The organism is Streptomyces sp. NPDC055099 (assembly GCF_053607685.1).
Genome location: NZ_JBSGUA010000003.1, coordinates 621,247 through 642,711 on the forward strand (window position 1 = coordinate 621,247; position 21,465 = coordinate 642,711).

The 21,465-nt window shown below is 71.7% G+C and carries 18 protein-coding genes; 10 read left to right on the top strand and 8 right to left on the bottom strand.

Translation table 11 applies throughout. The annotated features are described in order from the left end of the window. Positions 1-24: 24 nt before the first annotated feature. From ACWFRU_RS10740 to ACWFRU_RS10750, 3 genes are all read right to left on the bottom strand, one after another. Positions 25-540 (bottom strand): hypothetical protein, encoded by a 516-nt coding sequence (locus tag ACWFRU_RS10740; protein ID WP_453685747.1) that lies wholly within the window; start codon positions 538-540, stop codon positions 25-27. A 315-nt stretch (positions 541-855) separates the two neighbouring features. Then, the gene (locus ACWFRU_RS10745) at positions 856-1,791 is read right to left on the bottom strand and encodes a class I SAM-dependent methyltransferase (protein WP_453685748.1); all 936 of its coding nucleotides are present in this window, start codon (positions 1,789-1,791) and stop codon (positions 856-858) included. Continuing rightward, entirely contained in the window at positions 1,788-2,825 is a 1,038-nt protein-coding gene (locus ACWFRU_RS10750; protein ID WP_453685749.1) for a carboxymuconolactone decarboxylase family protein, read from the bottom strand. The genes ACWFRU_RS10745 and ACWFRU_RS10750 overlap by 4 nt, the downstream gene beginning before the upstream one ends. A gap of 232 nt (positions 2,826-3,057) precedes the next feature. Here ACWFRU_RS10750 and ACWFRU_RS10755 point away from each other — a divergent pair, with 232 nt between their 5' ends. The 3 genes from ACWFRU_RS10755 to ACWFRU_RS10765 all read left to right on the top strand — a co-directional run bounded on the left by ACWFRU_RS10755 (position 3,058) and on the right by ACWFRU_RS10765 (position 5,828). Next, on the top strand, positions 3,058-4,383 hold the full coding sequence (locus ACWFRU_RS10755) for a sensor histidine kinase (RefSeq protein ID WP_453685750.1): 1,326 nt from the start codon (positions 3,058-3,060) through the stop codon (positions 4,381-4,383). Further along, a complete protein-coding gene (locus tag ACWFRU_RS10760) occupies positions 4,380-5,048 on the top strand; it encodes a response regulator (RefSeq protein WP_453685751.1) in 669 nt (222 codons plus the stop codon). The genes ACWFRU_RS10755 and ACWFRU_RS10760 overlap by 4 nt, the downstream gene beginning before the upstream one ends. An 87-nt stretch (positions 5,049-5,135) precedes the next feature. Beyond that, positions 5,136-5,828, top strand: a complete 693-nt coding sequence (locus ACWFRU_RS10765) for a DUF4232 domain-containing protein (protein ID WP_453685752.1) — start codon at positions 5,136-5,138, stop codon at positions 5,826-5,828. Between the two features lie 42 nt (positions 5,829-5,870). Here ACWFRU_RS10765 and ACWFRU_RS10770 read toward each other — a convergent pair whose 3' ends face one another. Beyond that, positions 5,871-6,926: a lipoyl protein ligase domain-containing protein gene (locus tag ACWFRU_RS10770; protein WP_453685753.1), complete on the bottom strand. Its 1,056-nt coding sequence runs from the start codon at positions 6,924-6,926 to the stop codon at positions 5,871-5,873. A gap of 103 nt (positions 6,927-7,029) precedes the next feature. On the opposite strand from ACWFRU_RS10770, the gene ACWFRU_RS10775 reads away from it, so the two are divergent. Then, positions 7,030-8,487 carry a basic amino acid/polyamine antiporter gene (locus tag ACWFRU_RS10775; RefSeq protein ID WP_453685754.1) on the top strand — a complete coding sequence of 486 codons (1,458 nt, stop codon included), beginning with the start codon at positions 7,030-7,032 and terminating at the stop codon, positions 8,485-8,487. 79 nt (positions 8,488-8,566) lie between these two features. Beyond that, a complete protein-coding gene (gene arcA / locus ACWFRU_RS10780) occupies positions 8,567-9,829 on the top strand; it encodes an arginine deiminase (RefSeq protein WP_453685755.1) in 1,263 nt (420 codons plus the stop codon). A 20-nt stretch (positions 9,830-9,849) separates the two neighbouring features. On the opposite strand, the gene ACWFRU_RS10785 is transcribed toward arcA, so the two are convergent. From ACWFRU_RS10785 to ACWFRU_RS10795, 3 genes are all read right to left on the bottom strand, one after another. Then, positions 9,850-10,524, bottom strand: coding sequence for a hypothetical protein (locus ACWFRU_RS10785; RefSeq protein ID WP_453685756.1), 675 nt, complete (start codon positions 10,522-10,524; stop codon positions 9,850-9,852). A gap of 73 nt (positions 10,525-10,597) precedes the next feature. After that, positions 10,598-11,692 carry a baeRF3 domain-containing protein gene (locus ACWFRU_RS10790; RefSeq protein WP_453685757.1) on the bottom strand — a complete coding sequence of 365 codons (1,095 nt, stop codon included), beginning with the start codon at positions 11,690-11,692 and terminating at the stop codon, positions 10,598-10,600. 194 nt (positions 11,693-11,886) lie between these two features. Further along, complete coding sequence (locus tag ACWFRU_RS10795) at positions 11,887-12,615, bottom strand: CPBP family intramembrane glutamic endopeptidase (protein ID WP_453685758.1); 729 nt, start codon at positions 12,613-12,615, stop codon at positions 11,887-11,889. Positions 12,616-12,773: 158 nt separating this feature from the next. Here ACWFRU_RS10795 and ACWFRU_RS10800 point away from each other — a divergent pair, with 158 nt between their 5' ends. From ACWFRU_RS10800 to ACWFRU_RS10810, 3 genes are all read left to right on the top strand, one after another. Beyond that, positions 12,774-14,972, top strand: coding sequence for a hypothetical protein (locus tag ACWFRU_RS10800; protein WP_453685759.1), 2,199 nt, complete (start codon positions 12,774-12,776; stop codon positions 14,970-14,972). A 58-nt stretch (positions 14,973-15,030) separates the two neighbouring features. Then, positions 15,031-16,878 carry an alpha/beta hydrolase gene (locus tag ACWFRU_RS10805; RefSeq protein ID WP_453685760.1) on the top strand — a complete coding sequence of 616 codons (1,848 nt, stop codon included), beginning with the start codon at positions 15,031-15,033 and terminating at the stop codon, positions 16,876-16,878. 168 nt (positions 16,879-17,046) lie between these two features. Beyond that, complete coding sequence (locus tag ACWFRU_RS10810; protein WP_453685761.1) at positions 17,047-17,877, top strand: inositol monophosphatase family protein; 831 nt, start codon at positions 17,047-17,049, stop codon at positions 17,875-17,877. On the opposite strand, the gene ACWFRU_RS10815 is transcribed toward ACWFRU_RS10810, so the two are convergent. Beyond that, positions 17,813-18,421, bottom strand: coding sequence for a hypothetical protein (locus ACWFRU_RS10815; RefSeq protein ID WP_453685762.1), 609 nt, complete (start codon positions 18,419-18,421; stop codon positions 17,813-17,815). The genes ACWFRU_RS10810 and ACWFRU_RS10815 overlap by 65 nt on opposite strands. Positions 18,422-18,519: 98 nt before the next feature. Between ACWFRU_RS10815 and ACWFRU_RS10820 the strand changes: the two genes are divergently transcribed. Together ACWFRU_RS10820 and ACWFRU_RS10825 are read left to right on the top strand one after the other, a co-directional pair. Then, positions 18,520-19,929 (top strand): phytoene desaturase family protein, encoded by a 1,410-nt coding sequence (locus ACWFRU_RS10820; protein ID WP_453685763.1) that lies wholly within the window; start codon positions 18,520-18,522, stop codon positions 19,927-19,929. A gap of 236 nt (positions 19,930-20,165) precedes the next feature. After that, on the top strand, positions 20,166-21,461 hold the full coding sequence (locus ACWFRU_RS10825) for an acyltransferase domain-containing protein (RefSeq protein WP_453685764.1): 1,296 nt from the start codon (positions 20,166-20,168) through the stop codon (positions 21,459-21,461). Positions 21,462-21,465 lie beyond the last annotated feature (4 nt).

Sequence of the window (21,465 nt, forward strand, 5' to 3'; positions counted from 1 at the left end):
TGCGGGTCCGCGGTGGCGCGGAGGTCAGCGCTGTACGGGGCGGACCGCGACCGAAGTGGGCGACAAGGCCGCCTCCACCCAGATCTCGGTGCCGCGGGTGACGGCCTCGCCGCTCCTTGCGGCAAACTTCACTGGCTGGCCCGCCAGTTGAAGCAGCACCTCGCCGTACCCGTCGACCGGAATCGCGGTGACCACGGCGCCCGCGGTGCCCACGAGGTCGTCGCCCCGGGGTGTGGCCGCGGTCTGATCCCGCATCAGGGTGCGGCTGAACTTCCACGTCAGCCAGCCCGCACCCACACCTACGGCCGCTCCGACAGCGGTCGCGCCGCCGGCCCCGAGCCCAGTCGTGCCGAGCACGATCGCCCCGCCGAAGCCGAGCATGGACACGAACCCTGCGACGACGGGAAGGGACAGCAGCCCGTCGAAGAGCCCGTCGAGGACTCCGATGCCGTCGAAGAGCCCCTCAAGGACCCCGTCGAAGACGAGAGAGAGGACCAGCAGAGCGATTCCCGCGATGCCAAGCCCCAGAAAGACGGTCACCTGAGCACCTCCTCAACTTGCCGGATGTCTCGGTGAGGTGGGGATCGTCGCATCTGGGAGGGAAGGCGCACATTGCCGCGATCCGGCAATCATCAAGGGCTTTTCATGCCGGTCCCGACATCGAAGCCCTTCCACATGTCCGGCCACATCACGTGTCCGGCCACATCACGTGACCGGCCACATCAACGGCGGCGAACGGGCATGACCTCCGGGAGCCCTGCGGGTATGGCGGGCCCCGGGGGACGCCCGGGGGATGCCCGGGGGACGCCCGGGGGAAGGCCGGGAGAAGCCGGAGGAAGGTCGGCCGGGGGCCGTCTAGGACGGGCGTATTGCCGATACCAGCCACACCCCCGCTCGCATTCGCACGCCGTACTCGGTCGCGTGCGGTCGGAACGCCTCCTCCAGGGCGGCCCGTTTCTTCGCGGTGACCGTCCTGCCCGGGGTGCGCGACAGCATGAAGTCGACCGCGTCTGCCGGCGTTCGACCCCACACCGCGTCCACCGGCACGGGAGTCACCGTCACGTCCTCATACGCGGTGAGCACCTCACGTATACGGGCCGGGTCCGAGAGCGAGGCCATGGCGGTGCGCGCGGCGGTCGCATCGGCTTGGGCCGTGGCATCTGGGGCATCTGGGGCATCTGGGGCGTCGGGGACGCCGGGTACGTCGGGTGTTGTGGGGCCCGGGCTTGCCTTGGGGCCGGCCTCATCCGCCGGTTCCGCGAGGAGCTTGGCGAAGAGGGCGAGCGTCCGGGACTCCTCGGTCTCCTCACCCACGGGCTGCGGGCAGACGAACACCAGCCGCCCGCCGGGGCGCAGCGCACGGGCGATGTTGGTGAACGCGGCGGTGTGGTCGGCGAAGAACATCACCCCGCCACGGCTGATCGCGACGTCGTACCCGGCCTTGGGGAAGGGGTGGATCTGGGCGTCGGCCTGTTCGTACGCCGCGTTCGTGATGCCCTCGGACACCGTGCTCGCACGGGCGCGGTCGAGGAGCGGCGCCGAGATGTCGACTCCTGCCGCGTGTCCGTGCCCGGCGAGGCGGGCCGCGATGCGGGTGGTGACGCCCGCGCCGCAGCCGATGTCCAGAACACGGTCGCCGGCACCGATGGCCGCGGCTTCGAAGAGGGCGTCGTTCACCCCGGACAGCATGGTGTCGTACCGCTCGTGGTGGGTGGCCCAGTGGGTGCCCACAGGGCCGTTCCAGGCTTCGGCCTGGCGGGAGTTGGGGCTCGCTGACGTCGCTGTGGTCATGACGCCTCCCTGGCGTGGTGGGCGGAGTGCTGGGCAGCGAGGACGGTCTCGATGCGGTCGACGGCGGTGAAGGCGCCGAACGAGATCAGGTGCACGAGACAGTGGTCGCTGAACGGCGGCTTCTTCCAGGCCGCCACGTCCGCGTCGGTGATGCGGTACGGAGCGAGCGCGGCGAGCAGCGCGAGCCGTGCTTCCGGGCGGGACGCGCGGTCGGGCAGGGCTTGCCAGGACAGCGGCGGATGCGCCCCGTCCCACGCGGACACCGTCGCTTCCACGAGCGCCCGGTCGTCCTCGTCCAGGAGGCCCGCGCCTCTCCTCGCCGCGTCCCGCAGCGCGGCGTAGGCGGAACCGACGGGCGTGCCGGCGGCCCAGGCGGGCCCCGGCTGCGGGTCGTCGAGCAGGGCGAGTGAGTCGCCGGGGGTGCAGGAGCGGCGCACGGTCTTCTGAAGGGTGCGGCCGCCGATCGAGCGCACCGCCCGGAAGCGCTGCGCGTTGCACGGCAGTATCTTCTCGGTGATCAGCGACGACGCCACGCGGTTGATGAAGTGGAACGTGAGCGCGGTGCCGATGTGCGCGGGGGCGTGGGTGCGCGGGAACGGCGGCGTGACCAGCTCCGGCGCCTGAGGTGTCCGGGTGGCCTTGCCCCAGGCGAGGAGCCGCGCCTGCGCGGGGTCCTCCGGCTGCTCGCCGCGCAGCACCCGCTCCGCGACACGGTGGTCGCCGGTGGCGTGCAGCATCATCGTGTGCGCGCTCACGCAGAACGGGCAGCGGTTGGCGAGCGAGACGCCCACGGCGACCAGCTCGCGGTCGGTGCGGGTCGTGCCGCCGCTGCCGAACGCCTCGTCACCGCCGGCCAGCAGGGACTCGCGGAGCAAGGCCCAGGCGGCGGTGAACAGTTCGGGTGCGGGGCTGAGGGCGACCAGCGGCGCGGGCTCGGCGATGCCGAAGTCCTCTGCCATCTGTGCGTACGCGTCGGCGGTCCTGCCGGTCGCGGACTTCGCGAGTACTGGATCGGTGTATCGGTAAGTTGCCATGCCCAGATGGTCGGGGCGCCGAGGGTCTCGGGTCGTCGTCCGGCGGAAGGCAGTTGGGGGTACGTCGCCGGGGCTGTTCGGGCCCGCGACTACTGCACGGGGAGTAGTGCCGGAGCGGTCTGCTGGGGTGACGCGGTTGTCCGCGGCGGCCTCTAAAGTTCTGAACACGGCGGGGGATGCGCCGCGACGGGGGATGCGGGGGTGCGGGGATGCGACGGGTGTGGGGGCTCAGATGACGGCGGACCGGGCGGGGAGATCGGCAGGTCAGGTGAACGTGCGCGAGCGGGTGCGGAACCGGGTGCGGCAGGCGTGGGTCGGTGATGCGGTGCTCGCGGCCGTGGTGGGCGTGATAGTCGCGCTCTCGGTGGGCCTGGGCGACGGCGGTGCGGGGTTCTTCGACTACGTACTTATAGGGGCAGGTTCGCTGGCCCTCGCCGTGCATCGGAGAGCGCCGCGCGCCGTGCTCGCCGTCACCACGGCCTGCCTGCTCGTCGAGGTGTTCTACGGGGGCGCGAGCAGTGTCGCGGCGATACCGGTGGTCGCGGCCGTACACACGGCATCCCGGGCGGGCCACCGGGGCCTCGCCGCTGTCGCCGCCGGGGTGTTCCTGGCGGGCTTCGCGGTGGCGGGGAAGGCCTCGGACGACGTCGTGCAGTGGACGCTGCTGCTGGCCGGCTGGTTCCTGTGCGCCCTCGTCACCGGCCTCGCCGACAAGAACTGGCAGGCGTATCTGCGCCAGACCGAGCAGCGGGCCCTGGAGGCCGAGCGGACCCGCGAGGAGGCGGCCCTGCGCAGGGCGGGTGAGGAGCGGCTGCGGATCGCACGCGAACTGCACGACTCGCTGACGCACAGCATTTCGATCGTCAAGCTCCAGGCGGGAGTCGCTGTCCACCTCGCCCGGAAGCGGGGCGAGGAGATACCGCCCGCGCTGCTCGCGATTCAGGAGGCGAGCGGTGAGGCGATGCGTGAACTGCGGTCCACGCTCACCGTGTTGCGCACGGACGAGCCGGCGGGGAGCCCGGCACTGCTCGTCGAACGCGCTCGGGCCGCCGGGCTGGCGGTGGAGCTGACCGTGCGGGGCAAGGAGCGGACGCTGACCGGTGACCTGGAGAGGGCCGCGTACCGCATCGTGCAGGAGGGCCTCACCAACGCGGCACGCCATGCGGGGGGCTCTGCCAAGGTGGTGGTCGGGCTCGACTTCGGGGAGCGGGTGTTGGGGGTACGGGTGGAGGACGACGGGGTCGCCGATGCGGGGCGGCCGCCGGTGGAGGGGACCGGGCTGACGGGGATGCGGGAGCGGGTTGCCTCGCTGGGCGGGACGTTGCGGGCGGGGCCGAGGGTTGAGGGGGGATTTCTGGTGCGGGCTGAACTGCCGTTGGATTGCGGGGCTTTGGCGGCTCCGGTGTCCTCGGGGCGCGTCGGTGAAGGGGGCTTCGGTATAGGGGACGTCGTTGGAGGAGGCGGTGCAGGGGGCGGTGCAGGGGCCGAAGGGCGGGGCGGGGCTTCTGTGGAGGCGGGGGTGGCCGCTGAGGCCGGGCGCTCGGGGGAGGGCGGGTGATCCGGGTGGTGCTCATCGACGACCAGGCGTTGATGCGCGCCGGGTTCCGTGCGCTGCTCGAAGCCGAGGACGGCATCGAGGTGGTGGGGGAGGCCGCCGACGGGGAGAGCGGGATCGCGCTGGTGCGGGAGTGCATGCCTGACGTGGCGCTCATAGACGTACAGATGCCGGTGATGACCGGGATCGAGGCGACGCGCCGGATCGCCGCCGACCCCCGCCTCAGTGGTGTACGCGTCGTGATCCTCACCAATTACGGCCTCGACGAGTACGTCTTCGACGCCCTGCGTGCCGGGGCCAGTGGGTTTCTGCTCAAGGACACGGAGCCGGCCGACCTGTTGCACGGCATCGAGATCGTCGCTCGGGGGGAATCGCTGCTCTCGCCCTCGGTGACCAGCAGGCTGATCGGTGAGTTCGTCTCACGGCCGCCGGACCGGGCCACCGCGCCCGGCCTGGAGAACCTCACGCGTCGGGAGCGCGAGGTCACCGCGTTGGCCGCGCGTGGGCTGACGAACGAGGAGATCGCCGAGCACATGGTGATCAGCCCGTTCACGGCGAAGACGCATGTGAGCAGGGCGATGACGAAGCTCGGGGCGCGTGACCGGGCCCAACTGGTCGTCTTCGCCTACGAGTCGGGGCTCGTCGCGGCCCGTAATGCGACGCCCTAGAGAGGAGGTGAGGTCGCGGATGGCGTGACTTCCTGGAGGCGGCCTGAAACGGAAAGGGGGAATCTCTGGCCATGGCATGATCTCCGCGTGACCGGCATACCGTTCAGACACGTCGCCCGGGTTGGACACGTCGCCGTCCTCGCGGCAGCGGCCCTGCTTGCTTCCGGATGCGGGCTCTCGGAGGAGTTCGAGCGGGAGAGGGACCCCGCGCGTACGGCGCCTGCCGAGGACGAGCGGCCTCCCACAGCGGACCGTACGGCCGCCTCTCCTGGACCCGACTCGCTGACGGAAGCCCCCGTCGAGACAGGGCCGCCGGAAGTGCCCGACGTGGCCTCGCCCTCCTGCCCCGCGTCCGGGGTCCGCATCGAGGCGGGCATGGTCAACCCAGCCATGGGGCTGCGCGCGATGAGCGTGACCCTGACCAACTGCGGAAAGGACAGCTACCGACTGAAGGGGTACCCGAAGATGCGGGTCCTCGACGAGCACCGTGAGCCCCTCGACGTACAGGTTCTCGAAGGCACCGAGCCCATCATGGCGAGGGACGACGACCCCGGCCCGCGTCACACGGTCACGCTGAAGCGGGGCGAGGCGGCCTACACCGTGGTCGTCTGGCGCAACACGGTCACCGACACGACGACGACCGCCGTCAGCGGCACCTATCTGAAGGTCACGCCGGCCCCGGGCACCCGCCCCGGGACCGTGACCCCGGAAGGCCGGATCGACCTCGGCAACACCGGACGCATCGGCACGACCGCCTGGCAGCGCAGCCCGGCGGGCTAGAGGCCGAGACGGGCGAGACGGACGAGACGGACCGGACCCGGGCTACGGCACCCGTGCCGTCCACTCCGGTGAGCTGAACTTCGTCCGGGCGAGCTCCCGCGCCCTGGCCATCTCCTCGTCGGTGGCCTTGCCCGGGGTCAGGCCGTACCGCGTGCGGAAGGAGTCGAGCATCCGCTCGATCACTGCCTCGCGGGGCAGGCCGGTCTGGCGGCGCAGCGGGTCCACGCGCTTCTTCGCGCTCTTCGTGCCCTTGTCCGAGAGCTTCTCGCGGCCGATGCGGAGCACCTCGACCATCTTCTCCGCGTCGATGTCGTACGACATGGTCACGTGGTGCAGGACGGCGCCGTGCCCGCCGGCGACCCGCTTCTGGGCGGCGCCCGCGACCTTGCCGGCGTCGGTGGCGATGTCGTTGAGCGGTTGGTACCACGCCTTGATGCCCATGTCGCCGAGGGCGTCGAGCACCCAGTCGTCCAGGTAGGCGTAGCTGTCGGCGAAGGACAGGCCCTGCACGAGGGAGTCGGGGACCGAGAGCGAGTAGGTGATGGCGTTGCCCGGCTCGCAGAACATGGCGCCGCCGCCACTGATCCGGCGCACCACCTCGATGCCGTGGCGGTCGGCGCCCGCCGGGTCCACCTCGTTGCGCAGCGACTGGAAGCTGCCGATGACGACCGCCGGGGACTTCCACTCCCACACGCGCAGCGTCGGCGGGCGGCGCCCGGCGGCGACCTCCTCGGTGAGCACCTCGTCCAGGGCCATGAGCAGGGCGGGGGACTGCGGCGCCTCGTGGATCAGCTGCCAGTCGTAGTCGGTCCAGTCGGTGGCGTGTGCGAGGGCCCGGCGCACCGCGACGCCCACGCCCTCCGACGTGAGTCCGTACAGGACGGCGTTCTTAGGGAGGGCCGCGTCGATGCGGGCGGCGAGGCCCGCCGCGTCCGTGTCGGCCGGGGCGCCTTCCAGGGCGTGGCTCAGGGCGTCGAACGCCTCGTCGGGTTCCAGGAAGAAGTCCCCCGCCACCCGTACATGCCGCAGCACGCCGTCCTCGACCTCCAGGTCCACGATGACGAGCTTGCCGCCGGGGACCTTGTACTCACCGTGCACTGTGCTTCCTCCGGACGCGGCCGAATCGCGGACACCGGCAGCCTGCGATTTCATAACAGGACAACTCTGCCCACCAGGGATGAATTCCCGCACAGGGGACTGCATGAGTCACGCTGAGACGACCGACCAGCCCACAGCCGGCGCGTCACCGGCCGTCAAACTGACCCTCGCGACGCTGACGATGATGGTCGTCGGATCGATGGTCGGCGCGGGAGTCTTCTCGCTGCCACGGCGGTTCGCCCAGGAGACCGGAGTCGCGGGCGCGCTGATCGCCTGGGCCATCGCCGGTACGGGCATGCTGATGCTCGCGTTCGTCTTCCAGGCTCTCGCCGTCCGCAGGCCGGACCTGGACGCCGGTGTCTACGCCTATGCGAAGGCCGGGTTCGGGGAGTATCTCGGCTTCTTCTCCGCCTTCGGGTACTGGGCCAGCGCGTGCGTCGGCAACGTCACCTACTGGGTGCTCATCATGTCGACCGTGGGCGCCATCTGGCCGGCCCTCGGCGACGGCGACACCCTGCTCGCCGTGGTGCTCTCCTCGTTCGGCCTATGGGCGTTCTTCCTGCTGATCCGCCGTGGGGTCAAGGAGGCGGCGGCCATCAACCGGATCGTCACCGTCGCCAAGATCGTGCCCATCCTCGTCTTTGTGATCCTGGCGCTCTTCTTCTTCAAGCCGTCGGTGTTCGCGGACAACTTCGGGGGCGCCGACTACGCGGGATCACTGTTCAACCAGGTGCGCGGCACCATGCTGGCCACCGTCTTCGTCTTCCTCGGGGTCGAGGGCGCGAGCGTCTACTCCCGGCACGCCAAGCGCCGCGAGGACGTCGGCCGGGCCACGATCCTGGGCTTCCTCAGCGTCTTCGCCGTCTTCGCCTCCGTCACGATCGTGTCGTACGGGATCATGCCGATGGCGGAGATCGCCGAGCTGCGCCAGCCCTCCATGGCGGGCGTCCTGGAGGAGGCCGTCGGCACCTGGGGCAAGGTCTTCGTCAGCGTCGGACTCATCGTCTCCGTGCTCGGCGCCTACCTCGCCTGGACGCTGATGGCAGCGGAAGTGCTCTTCGTCGCCGCCAAGGACGACGACATGCCCCGCTTCCTGCGGAAGGCCACCTCCGAGGACGTGCCGGTACCCGCGCTCCTGATGACCACCGCGCTGAGCCAGGTGGTCCTGGTCGTCACGATGTTCTCCGACGACGCGTTCAACTTCGCGCTCGACCTGACCAGCGCGCTGAGCCTGATCCCGTTCCTGCTCGCCGCCGCGTTCGCCGTCAGGATCGGCCTCGGGTACGGCCGTGCGGAGGTCGCCGGGCGCAGCACGCGCAAGGAACTGGTGATCGCGGTGATCGCCACGCTCTACACGGCGTTCCTGCTGTTCGCCGCCGGGCTCAAGTTCGTCCTGGTCTCCTTCATCATCTACGCCCCCGCGACCTTCCTGTTCGTCAAGGCCCGGCGCGAGCAGAACCGGCGCTTGTTCTCGCCCCGCGAGGCCATCATCTGCGCCATCTCGATCGCGGGCGCCGTCCTGGGCGTGATCGCCCTAGCGGTGGGCTGGATCGAACTCTGACCGGCCACCGCTCTCCTGTTCCCACCGCCCCTGTTGCCACCGGACCCCAGTCGACACCCCACCGACCGAAAGGCGCACCGTGACCAGCCACGACAATTCCGCCGCACCGACGTTCGGTGTCCACTCCGAGGTCGGCAGGCTGCGCAAGGTCCTGGTCTGCGCGCCCGGTCTCGCGCACCGCAGGCTCACCCCCACCAACGCCGACGACCTGCTCTTCGACGACGTCATGTGGGTGGAGAACGCCCAGCGCGACCACGCCGACTTCGTCATCAAGCTGCAGCAGCGCGGCGTCGAGGTCGTCGAACTGCACGACCTGCTCGCCCAGACCGTGGCCCTCCCCGAGGCCAGGACCTGGCTCCTCGACCGGAAGATCACCGCGAACGAGGTCGGCCCCGGCCTCATCGACGACACCCGCGCCTTCCTGGAGACGCTGGAGCCCCGGCAGCTCGCCGAGTACCTCATCGGCGGCCTGGCCACCGCCGATCTGCCGGACGAGTACCGCTCCGGATACGCGGCCCTCGTCCGTGAATCCACCGGCGTACGCGAATATCTGATGCCGCCGCTGCCGAACACCCTCTACACCCGCGACACCACGTGCTGGCTGTACGGAGGCGTCACGCTCAACCCGCTGTACTGGCCCGCCCGGCACGACGAGACGCTCCTCATGAAGGCCGTCTACCGTTTCCACCCCGACTTCACCGGCGCCACGGTGTGGTGGGGCGACCCCGAACTCGACTGGGGTCAGGCGACCTTCGAGGGCGGCGACATCATGCCCGTCGGCAACGGCGTCGTCCTGATGGGCATGAGCGAGCGGACCTCGCGCCAGGCCATCACGCAGGTCGCCGCCGCGCTGTTCAAGAACGGCGCGGCCGAGCAGGTCATCGTCGCGGGCATGCCCAAGCTGCGGTCCGCGATGCACCTCGACACCGTCTTCACCTTCGCCGACCGCGACATCGTCACGCTCTACCCGAAGATCATGGACGCCGTGCACTCCTTCACGCTGCGCCCCAGCGACAAGGCGGCGGGCGTCGAGATCACGGACGAGGGCTCGCGCGCGTTCGTCGACGTGGTCGCCAAGTCCCTCGGCCTGCCCGAGCTGCGCGTCATCGAGACGGGCGGGGACGTCTACGCCTCCGAGCGCCAGCAGTGGGACAGCGGCAACAACGCGGTGGCCCTGGAGCCCGGCGTCGTCTTCACCTACGACCGCAACACCCAGACCAACACGCTGCTGCGCAAGGCGGGGGTCGAGGTCATCACGATCGTCGGCGCCGAACTCGGGCGCGGCCGCGGCGGTGGGCACTGCATGACGTGCCCGCTCGTCCGCGACGCGGTGGACTTCTGAGAGCCCTCGTCGTACGAGGGCTAGTACCGCTGGGCCTTGACCAGCTTCGCGGAAAGCTTCGGCTCCGGGGGCTCGTGGCTGATGGCGTACCGCTGGGCCCGCTTGCCCGGTTCGAGGTTCTCCGTGCCGATGTAGCGGGTCTCCGCGACCTTGCCCGATGAGTCGACGAAGTCGACCTGCACGGCGAAGTCCGCCGTCTTGTCCGTCCTGTTGGTGAAGGTCACCACGGAGGCGAGCACACCGCCGGTCTCGGAGCGGGGCTTGCCCGTCATGGAGACGTCGGACATCGCGTTGCCCTGCCCGTCGACGCCCTTCAGGGCGTCCTTGGCGGCCTGGTTGGCCCGTTCCGTGTCGGCGGAGACGGACGCCTCGAACTCGTCCGCGCGCTCGGACGCGGAGGCCTCCGCCTTCGACGCCGAGGCGCGGGCGGACTCGGCGGCCTCCGAGGCCTGTGACTTCAGTGGCGACGCCGTCTTCTCCGAGAAGGACGACGACTCCGGAGCCGTCGGCCGCTCGCTGACCGTCCTGCTGCCCTCGGCGGACGGGGCGTCGCTGTCGGTGCTGCACGAGACGAGCGCGGCGGCGGCCGTCACCGTGGCGGCGAGCGTGAGGGCGGCGGACACCGTGGGCCCGCGGTGCGCGGTGCGGGTGAGGCGCGTGGGGCGCCGCTTCCCGCGGGGCGGGAGGGGGTTCATGGCTGCGGTCCTTTCCCGAAGCTGTGCTGGGCGTGGGGCGCGTGGGGCGGCGTACGTACGCGTGGGGCTGACGTCAGTACCGCAGGGCGCAGGCGATCCGGCCGCGTCCTGTGAGCGTGCCCTCGGGCACGAAGCGGACCTGCGCGCCGGTGTCCAGGGCCCGCTCGACGATGTCGTCGACCACGTCGTCCACCGCGTCGAGGTCGTCGCCGTCGGCCGGCACGAGATGCCCTCCGTCGTCGCGTACGGTCGCCTGGTAGGTGTCCTCCACGGCGAGGAGGCGGACCCGGTCCGTCGTCACGTTCTGCCAGACCTCGTCGAGACCGGCGGCGTACTGGCGACGGCCTTGCGCCGCGTTCAACTCTTCGGCCACCGAGTCGAGTTCGGCCCTCTCGCGGGTGGCGAGGAAGGGGCGCGCCGCCTGCCACACCGCGTCCGCGGGGCCGTGCGCGAGGCCGCCGTGGGGCACCCGCGTGGCCCCCTTGATGGCCGTGCCGACGTCGTCGAGAAGGGAGAGGGCCTGGGTCTCCCCGGCCACGAACAGGGGGCGCGGGTGAGCGTGGAGCACACCGGCCGCGGCATGGTCCGCCTCGCGCAGGAACTTGCGGGTGTGCTCGTCGCTGAAGGTGCTCGGCACGTCGCCGATCCGCTCCTTGCGCTCGGCGTCGGGGTCTTCGAGGCTCCGGGTGAGCGGGAAGCCGTCCGCCGTGTGCTCGACGACCCGCTCCGGGGTGCCGCTCCACAGCGAGACGCGGTCGGCCGAGACGGCGAGGACCCAGTACGGACGCTCGGCGGCCTGCGCCGCGACGACGTTACGCGTGAGGAAGGTGTCCGAGAGCACCACGCGCGACGGCACCGTCCTGGCCAGCGACCACACCTGGTGCTCACCGGGGGCGGCGAAGACGGCGAGCCCGTCCTCGGCGTGCACCAGGTCGATCTCGGCCACCGCCCGGTCGAGCTGGGCGGCCACGTCGATCCGCTGTTCCCTGGCCACGGCCGGGTCGGACTTCAGGCGCTCCTTGGCCTCGGCGACCAGATTGCGCAGCCGAACGGGATCCTGGGCGTTGTCCGGTTCCCTGCGGTGGGTCGGCAGCAGGACCGTGACGGCGGGGTAGGGGCGCGGCCGGCGCAGCCCGGCCAGTGTGGCCGGGTTGAGGGAGGGATGCATGGAGTGACCCTTTCGGGGCGGGGCGGCGGATGAGGAAGCCTCCAAGGAGGGTTTTACGCCTTGAAATGCACCATATGCCGGTTCGTCGGCCGTGGCACTTCCCCCGGGGGCGCCGATTCAGCGGGCATGCGGTCTCGGCTTCGGCTTCGGCTTCGGTTTCGATTTCGGTTCACCGCAACAGGAAGCCTTTCGGTTCACCGCAGCAGGAAGCCGAAGACGTACCCGAGGGCGTTCGTGGCCCAGTGCAGTCCCATCGGGGCGAGCAGGCTCGTGCTGCGGCGACGCAGTTCGCAGAAGAGGCAGCCCGCCAGGGCGGTGAAGAGGACGGCCCCGGCGTCGACGACGATCACGCCCAGGACCGAGTCCCCGAAGGCGCCGCCCAGCGCGGGCTTGGCGTCGGCGAGCCCGAGCGACGGCAGGATGTGCCAGAGGCCGAAGAGCCCCGACGAGATCAAGGTCGCGGCCAGGGGCCCGCGGGTACGCAGCAGCAGCCCGAACAGGACGCCCCGGAAAGCCACTTCCTCCAGCAGGACCGTGCCGAACGGAACCGTCACCAGCACCCGCAGTGCGACCTCCCCGCCGCTCAGGCCGCTCTGCCGCTGGTCCTCGAACAGACCGCGGGTGACCGGCAGCGCGGCCGCCACGGCGTACCCCGCGGCGACGACGCCGATCAGGGCCAGCGCCCACCCCAGACCGCGTAGGAGGGTGCCGCGCGCGAGGCCCACGTCGGCCCACCGCCCGCCGGACCAGTACACGATCGCGAGCAGCACCGCCGTGGCCAGGAGGGAGACGGGCAGGCTCCAGTCCCGCGCCCAGCGGTTGTTCGCGAGGTTGGTGAGGACGAGAACGGCGACGGTGGCGCTGACCGCGGTCGCCGTCGTGACCGGACGCCGCAGCAGCCGCGAGGCGGGGCGGGCGTGCATCCGTCCATCGTGCGGTCGCCCGGCACACGCGGCGACCGGAAGGACCGGAAGGACGGGCAGGACGGGCAGGACGGGCCACCGTGGTTGTGCGGCAGGGATGTCCGGCGCACCTGCGTAGCCGACTAGCCATGCGTACGGGAGGCACTCAATCTGAAGCCATGGAAGAGCGCGCGTCCCGCCCGCGCCCGCGTCGCCAGCGCCACCGCCTGAATCGCCTGCGGTGGCTGCGGCCCCTCGCCTGGGTCGTCGCGGTGCTGTGCGCGGCGGTCCTGGCCCTCACGGCGACGGCGCGCGGCACGATCCTCAGCTCCGACTTCCACCAGGGCGTCCTGAAGGACCAGGACGCCTACGACCGCCTCTACAACGAAGTCCTGGTGGACCCGCAGAACCTCCCGGTCGCCCGCGACCTCCTTGGACGGCTGCCGGTCCCCGAAGCGGCGGTGACGTCCAACCTGAAGATCGTGCTTCCCCCGGAGACCTTGCGCGCCATGGCCGACCGGCAGATCGAGGAAGTGACCGGCTATCTGCGCGGAGACCACGAGACGCTGCGGCTCACGGCCGACCTGCGGCCGGTCCTCACCAATGTCGGGGCTCTGGCACAGACGTACTTCGGTGATCTCGTCGCCTCCGTGCAGCGCGAGCCCGAACCCGACTTCCCCGCCTTCCTCGCGGACCTCGACGGGGCCGCGCGGGCCGTGAGCACCGGAGTGGCGCCCGCCGGGCTCCCCACCTTCGCGCTGTCCAAAGAGCAGGCGGTCACCGCCGCCCGCGCGCTGCTCCAGGTGGTGCCCGAGAGCAGCCGTGACGCGCTGCGTCCCGAGGTCGAGGTGGCCCTGGAGAGCGGGGACGTGGCCTCGGCGCTCGCCGCCGTTGGGCCCGAGGCGGTCTCCGACCGCACCCGCCTGGCCACCGAGCGACTGCGGGCGACCGCGGGCGGCGACACCTGGAACATCACCGCCGACCTCGACACCTCGCGGGACGAGCTCGCCCCGCTGCACCGCGCGCGCTCCGTCACGCACCTCGCCACAGGCGTGGTCGAACCGCTCGCCGCCCTGTTCGGCGCCGCCGCCCTGGCGGTCCTGTGGTTCACCGGTCCGCGGGCTCCCGCGCGCCGCCTCATGGACCTCGGCTGGGCGCTGGCCGCGGGCGGTCTCCTGACCGGCCTCGCCGCCCTGTCCGCCCGCGCGGTCACCGGCGACGGCATGATCGACACGCCCTCGTCCTGGCCGGAGTCCGTGTCGCGGCTCGTCCACGACGTGGGGGACGCGGCCCTGGCCGGCGTCATCGGCATGGCCACCATGACGGCGTACATCCTGCTCGGGGCGGGCGCGCTGCTCGTCACCGCCGGCTGGATGTGGCAGGCGGGACCGGCCGTCGCGGTCAGCCCGCGCCGGGTCCAGATGCTCGCCGTCGGGGTGGCGGGGGCCGCGCTCGGGAGTGTGATGCTCGCGCCCCTCGCGGCCGGCCGCCCCGAACCGCGGGTCTGTCAGGGCAGCGCACGGCTCTGTGACCGCCCGTACGACGAGATCGCCCAGCTCACCTCGCACAACGCGATGTCCACCACGGCCGACCAGTTCATCGGGCCCCTCCAGGACCCGGGCATCACGGCCCAGCTCAACGGCGGCGTACGCGCGATGCAGATCGACACCTACACGTGGGAAGGGCCCGAACAGATCGCCGAACGCCTGGAGGGGTCGGACTTCTCGCCGCGCCTTCAGGGGCAGATCAAGGCCGCGATCAACAAGTTCAACCCGCCCCGCGACGGACTGTGGCTCTGCCACTCGGTGTGCAGGGCCGGGGCGATCGGTCTCGTGCCGACCCTGCGCGAGACCGGAGACTGGCTGCGGGCCCACCCCACCGACGTGATCACGCTGATCGTGCAGGACGCCGTCAGCGCCGAGGAGACGGCGGACGCCTTCGAGGAGGCGGGGCTCACGGACCTCCTCTTCACGCCGGACCCGGACCCGGACAAGCCGTGGCCCAAGCTGGGCGAGATGATCGACAGCGGTCGGCGCCTGGTCGTGTTCGCCGAGCGCGCCGACGGGCCGCAGGCCTGGTACCGCAACTTCTACCGGTACGGCATGGAGACCCCGTTCGCCTTCCGCAGCCCCGCGGACATGACCTGCGTCCCGCACCGGGGCGGCTCCGACAAGCGGCTCTTCCTGCTCAACCACTTCATCACCATCGACGGCGGCAGCCGCCTCGACGCGGGCACGGTCAACCGGCGCGGCGCCGTGCTCGACCGCGTGCACGACTGCGAGCGGCAGCGGGGCAGGCCGGTGAACTTCGTCGCCGTCGACTATCTGACCGTCGGGGACGCGAGGGGGGCGGTCGACGCACTCAACGCCGAGCGTTAGCGCGCCCGCCCCCGCACCCTCTGCGTACTGTTTGCGAGGTATGCGCGGTATTGGAGATATGCGCGGTACGAGTGGTTCGGGTGAGCGGGAGGTGGCGGTGAACCTGAGGCGTTCGGCGAAGAGCGAGCCCGGACGCGCGGGCGCCTGGCGAGAGGCCGCGCGGGGAGCCGTGCGGCGGGTCGCGGGGCGGGTCCGCGCGATCGCGAGGCGGCCGTACTGGGAGCGGCCCGGCCCCGCCCACCTCGTCCGGCGCTGGCCCGACCTCACCGCCGTCTGCTTCGGCACCGTCTTCTTCTGGCTCTCGCTCACGCCGTCCCTCGTGCCCCGCCCCTGGTTCCTGCAGGGCGTCGTCGGAGGGATCACGGCGGGCATCGGCTACGCGATCGGCTCGCTGGTCGCCACCGCCTGCCGCGCGCTGTTCCGGTGGCGGCCGAGCGAGAAGACGCGGGCCCACCTCTGGCAGGCGTACTGGGTGGCCGGGCTCGTCCTCACCGTCTGGCTGATCACCGAGAGCGACCACGCGCAGCGGCGGCTGCGCGAGCTGCAGGGCCTGCCGCCGACGATGGCCTGGCACACGCCGGTCATCATGCTGATCGCCGTGCTGCTCTGGGCGCTGTTCCTGCTCGTGGCGCGTGGTGTCCGGCTGGGGGCGCGCAGACTGATCCGCGGACTGCACCGGTTCGTGCCGCTGCCCGTCGCCGTCGGTCTCGGCGTCGCGCTGAGCGCGCTGATCGTCACGGTCGGGCTGCGCGACGTGGTCTTCCAGCGCGGTGTCATCGACCTCGCGGACCGCATCGCGTACGCGACGAACGGCGGCACCGAGGAAGGCATTCGGCAGCCGGAGTCCCCGCTGGTCTCCGGCGGGCCCGGCTCGCTCCTGCAGTGGCAGGACCTCGGGTTCCAGGGCCGTAACTTCGCGGGGTCCACGCCGACGAAGCAGCAGATCGGCGCGTACACGGGCAGGCCCGCGAAGGACCCCGTCCGCGTCTACGTCAGCGCGTCGGCGCCGGAGGCCTTCAGCAGCCGGGACCCGTTCGCGGCGAAGGCCCGGCTCGCCGTGCGGGAGCTGGAGCGGACCGGCGCGTTCGAGCGGGACGTGCTGGCGATCGCCGGGACGACGGGGACCGGCTGGGTCAACGCCGACATCAGCGAGCCCCTGGAGTACATGCACGACGGCGACACGGCCATCGTCGCCGTCCAGTACTCCTACCTGCCGAGCTGGGTCTCCTTCCTGGTCGACAAGGAGCGTGCCGCGCAGGCCACCCGGCAGCTCGTGGACGCGGTCCTCGCGAAGTGGTCCGAGCTGCCCGAGGACGACCGGCCCAAGCTCGTCGTGACCGGGGAGAGCCTGGGCGGGTTCGCGATCGAGTCGTCGTTCGACGGGGTGGACGACCTCCTGGCCCGGACGGACGGGGCGCTGATCGTCGGCACGCCGAACTTCGCTCCGATGTCGCGGGAGATCCGCGAGCACCGGGAGGCCGGGAGCCCGGTCTGGCGGCCGCTGTACGAGGGCGGCAGGAACGTGCGGTTCGCCCAGTTCCCCGAGCGGGACCTGAAGCGGCCGGGTCCTCCCGCGGTCTGGGAACGCCCCCGGACCGTCTACCTGCAAAACGCCTCGGACCCGGTCGTCTGGTGGTCGACCGCCCTGCTCCTGCACCGCCCCGAGTGGCTCGACAGCCCCCTGGGCCCGGACATCACCCCGGCGATCCGCTGGTTCCCCGCGGTCACCTTCTGGCAGACGTCGGTGGACATGGCGGTGTCCTACGGGGTGGAGGCGCCCCACGGCCACCGCTATGGGGCGGGCCCGGTGGACGGGTGGGCGGCGGTCGTCCCCCGGGAGGGCTGGACGGACGCCGACACGGCCCGCTTGCGCCGCCACATCGAGGATCGGGAGTCGCCCTACTGAGGGCTGGGTCGCCCTGCTGAGAGGACAGGGAGTCGCCCTGCTGAGGTGAGTCGCCCTACTGACCTGGGGGGAGGGCCCTGAGGGCAGGTCACGTGGGATTCATCTCGAATCCATGCCCCCTTTTCCCGAGCCGTACGGATTGTCAGTCCGGCGTGCTCTCATGGATGCATGATCGAAGCGATCGAAGACTTTCTTGTACGTGGCGTCCCCGATGTCGAAGAAGCCCTCCGCAAGGCCGCGGCGGCCGAGGTCATGCCGCGGTTCCGCCAGCTCGCCGAGGGCGATGTCCTCCAGAAGAGCGGGCCGCACGACCTCGTGACGGTGGCCGACCGGCTCGCCGAGGAGCAGCTGACGGAAGCACTCACCACGCTCCTCCCCGGCTCCGTGGTCGTGGGCGAAGAAGCGGTGCACGAGGACCCCGCGCTGTACGAGGCGATACGCACCGACGCGGCGGTGTGGATCGTCGACCCCGTGGACGGCACTAGGCAGTTCGTGCACGGCGACCCCGGCTTCTGCATGCTGATCGCGCTGGCGTGGCGCGGTGAGGTCATCGCCTCCTGGACGTACGCCCCGGCGCTCGACGAGATGGCGGTCGCGCTGCGCGGCAAGGGCGCCTGGCTCGACGGCGAGCGGCTCGTGGCCGGTTCACCCGGGGAGGTCCTCGAGGTGGCGACCTCGCACCCGGACTTCACCACCCCCGAGCAGAAGCAGGCCCTGCTCGGCCTGCGCGTGGCGGGCGTCGCGCCGCGGCCCTGCGGCTCGGCCGGGCTCGAGTATCTGGCCATCGCCCGGGGCGAGTTGGACGCGGTCGCCTTCTCCTGGGAGCTGGCCTGGGATCACGCGGCGGGCCTGCTGCTCGTGGCCGAGGCGGGCGGCACCAACCGGACCGTCTCGGGTGAGCCCTTCCGAATAGAGGGCGGCAACACGCTGCCGTTCACGGCAGGACGGGACGCGGCCACGGTCGACCGGGTGGTGGAGTTGCTGTCGGCCGCAGCCTGATCTGCGGGGCGTTGCGCGGCTCGAAGTGGAAGCGCACGGTGGTGACCTCGAACTCCGCGACGGTGCCGGCCTCCGGCCAGTCCTGCGCGGGGAGCGGGAGATGCACCAGGTCCACGAAGCCCTTGAGCGCAAGCCCCAGGTCGACGAAGAGCCCGACCACGCCCGGGCCCCACGGCGGGGCCTCGACCGTGCCGGTCAGGCGGGTGCCCTGGGGGAGCGGCCCGCCCGTCTCTGGTGCCGTGGTGTTCCGATGGTGGCGGGCCCGCGACCACGCTGCATCGAACTCCGCCTCGGAGACCGGCTCGGAGACCGGCTCCCCGCCGTCGAGAGGGCCCTCCGCCAGGACGCCGTACCGCGCGTCGTAAAGCTGCGCGGTCAGCAGTCCGAACTTGTCGAGGACCCAGTCGAGTTCGTCGCGCGAGGCCGCCACGGAAGCCGGTCCTTCCGGGCCGCAGAAGGACGCCTGACGTGCGACGATCCCGTCCTGCCCCGTCTCGAACCAGTCCTCGGAGACCGCGTCGGTGCGGCGGAACCAGTACGTCACCCGTCAGAGGCTACCCGCGCCCGCGTTGCTGTCGGTGGTCCGGCCTATCCTGGGCGGCAGAGGCCATCGGCTGACAAAGGAGTCCGAAGGTGCCGTCGATGCTTGATGCCGTCATCGTGGGGGCGGGACCGAACGGTCTGACCGCTGCCGTCGAGCTGGCCCGCCGCGGCTTCTCGGTGGCCGTGTTCGAGGCCAAGGACACCGTCGGCGGCGGCGCGCGGACCGAGGAGCTGACGCTTCCCGGGTTCCGGCACGACCCCTGTTCCGCCGCGCACCCGCTGGGCATCAACTCGCCGGTGTTCCGCACCATGCCCCTCGACCGTTACGGCCTGGAGTGGCTCCAGCCGCAGCTGCCCATGGCGCACCCCTTCACGGACGGCAGTGCGGCCGTGCTCGCCCGTTCCGTCGCCGAGACCGCCGCCTCGTTCGGGCCGCGCGACGCGGGGGCGTACAGACGACTCGTCGAACCCTTCGTCAGCAAGTGGGACGGCATCCTGCGGGACTTCATGGCGCTGCCCTCCACGGCCCTGCCCCGCGACCCCCTGACCCTCGCGCGCTTCGGCCTCACGGGCCTGCCGCCCTCCACCTGGCTGATGCGGCGCTTCCGCGACGACCGGGCCCGCGCCCTGTTCTCCGGGCTCGTCGCCCATGTCATGGCGCCGCTGGGCGGGATCGCCACCGGCGCCGTCGGCATGGTGTTCGCGCTCGCGGCGCACGCCCGCGGCTGGCCGGTCGCCCGGGGCGGCTCGCAGTCGATCTCGGACGCGCTCGCCGCCTATCTCAAGGACCTCGGCGGCACGGTCCACACGGACTACGAGGTCAAGCGGCTCGACGACCTGCCGCCGGCGCGCGCGTACGTCTTCGACACCTCGCCCACCGCGCTCGCCCGCATCGCGGGCCTTGGGCGCAGCTATGAGAACTACCGCTACGGCGCGGGCGTCTTCAAGATCGATTACGCCCTCGACGGCCCCGTCCCGTGGACGGCGAAGGAGGCCCGTATCGCGGGCACCGTGCAGATCGGCGCCAGCAGCGCCGAGATCGGCGCCGCGCTGAACGCCGCGTCGCGCGAGAACCGCGCGCCCGACCCGCCGTTCCTGATCACCGTGCAGCCCGGAGTCGTCGACCCGTCCCGCGCGCCCGCGGGCAAGCAGGTCTTCTGGGCGTACGGCCATGTGCCGAACGGCTGGGACGGCGACCTCACCGACGTCATCGAGCGCCAACTGGAGCGGTTCGCCCCCGGGTTCCGCGACCGCGTCCTGGCCCGCGCCACCGCGGGCCCGCCCACGATCGCCTCCCGCAACGCCAACTACGTGGGCGGCGACATCGGCTGCGGCGCCGCCAGCGGCCTCCAACTGCTGCTGCGCCCCAAGCCCTCCCTCTTCCCGTACGGCACCGCGCACCCTGCCGTCTTCCTCTGCTCGTCCGCGACGCCCCCAGGACCCGGCGTGCACGGCATGTCGGGGCACAACGCGGCGAAGGCGGTCTGGCGCAGACTGCGCACGTCCTGACGTGCACACCAGGGGTGGCCGCGGTACCGGCCCCTAGAGATCCGCCCACGCCCGATTAGGGGCGCGCGCCGTCCTGTTAGGGGCTGACGCGCTGATCGCCCGCTCATACGCTCGCGTTGTTGCCGTATACGGGGCTTTCGCTTGTGGTGTCGGGTTCCGCAGGGGACACAGAGCCGCGTCGGCTCGCGCTGTCCGGGCGGAGCAGGCCCGGGCCATCCCAACGAAAGGGCGATGACATGACCAGTCGGGTGGCGTTCCTCTTCCCCGGCCAGGGCTCGTACCTGCCGGGCGCCTTCGCGGGCATCGGCGCGGACGCCGACCGCATCTCGGCCCGGGTGGCGGAGATCGACGCCGTCACCGCGGAGTACCAACTCAAGCCGGTGCAGCCGCTGTTGTTCTCGCCGGACGCCCCCGCTCTGGGAAAGCTGCTCGCATCCGAGCCGGAGCGCCTCGACGTGGCCATCCTCGCGACCTCCCTCGCCCTGGCGACGCTCCTGGAGGACCGGTACGGGATCACGCCCGACCACGTCATCGGGCACAGCCACGGCGAGGTCGCGGCGCTGGCCGCCGCCGGTGTCCTCACCCCGGCCGACGCCGTCCGGGCGGTCTGTGAACGCTATGCCGCGCTGCGCAAGGCGCCGCCGCCCGCGGGCGGCATGCTGGCGGTGAACACCGACCCCGCGGGAGCCGAGAAGCTGCTGGCCTCGGTGAACGCCGGCACGTCCGCCGTCTCGGCGCACAACTCCCCGCACCAGACGGTGATCAGCGGACCCGACGCGGACCTGGTGAAGCTCCAGGAAGCGGCGCGCGAGGCCCGCATCCGTACGTCCCGGCTGCACGTCCCCGGCCTCTTCCACGTGCCCCAACTCGCGGAAGCGGGCGCGCTCTACGCCACGGCGATGCGCGACATACCGATGTCCGCGCCCCGCGAGGGCTTCTTCTACTCCCAGAGCCTCGGCCGGCACCTCACCTCCGACGACGACGTCATCGGTCTCCTGGTGTCCGACATGACCGAACCGGTGCGGTTCGACGACGCGGTGCGCGCGCTGCACGCCGACGGCGTCAGCACGTTCGTGGAGTGCGGCGCGCTGGACGTCCTGACCCGCATCGTGTCCGGATTCCTGCCCTCGGTGGACACGGTCGCGCCGCTGCGCGAGCCCATGGCGACCGCTGACCTCTCCGCCAGGCTCGGCCCCCTCGCGCCCCCGGACGCCGCACCTTCCGTCCGGCAGACACCTTCCGCCCACACGTCCGCCGAGACCGAGGCCCCCGAGGCCGACGCGGAGATCCTGGAAGAGGTACGCGCCCTGTGCGCCGAGATGCTGGAGTACCCGGCGGACGTCGTCACCGACGACGCCGACTTCCAGGCCGACCTCGGCGTCGACTCCCTGACGATGACCGAGCTCCTGGACCGCGTGCTCCAGCAGTACGGCCTGGGGGACAAGTTCCATGACGCCAACGCGGAGATCCACGCCACGGTCGCCGAGCTGGCCGCGTACGTCACCGGTCTGCGGCGCGAACAGCAGCGGTGAGCCG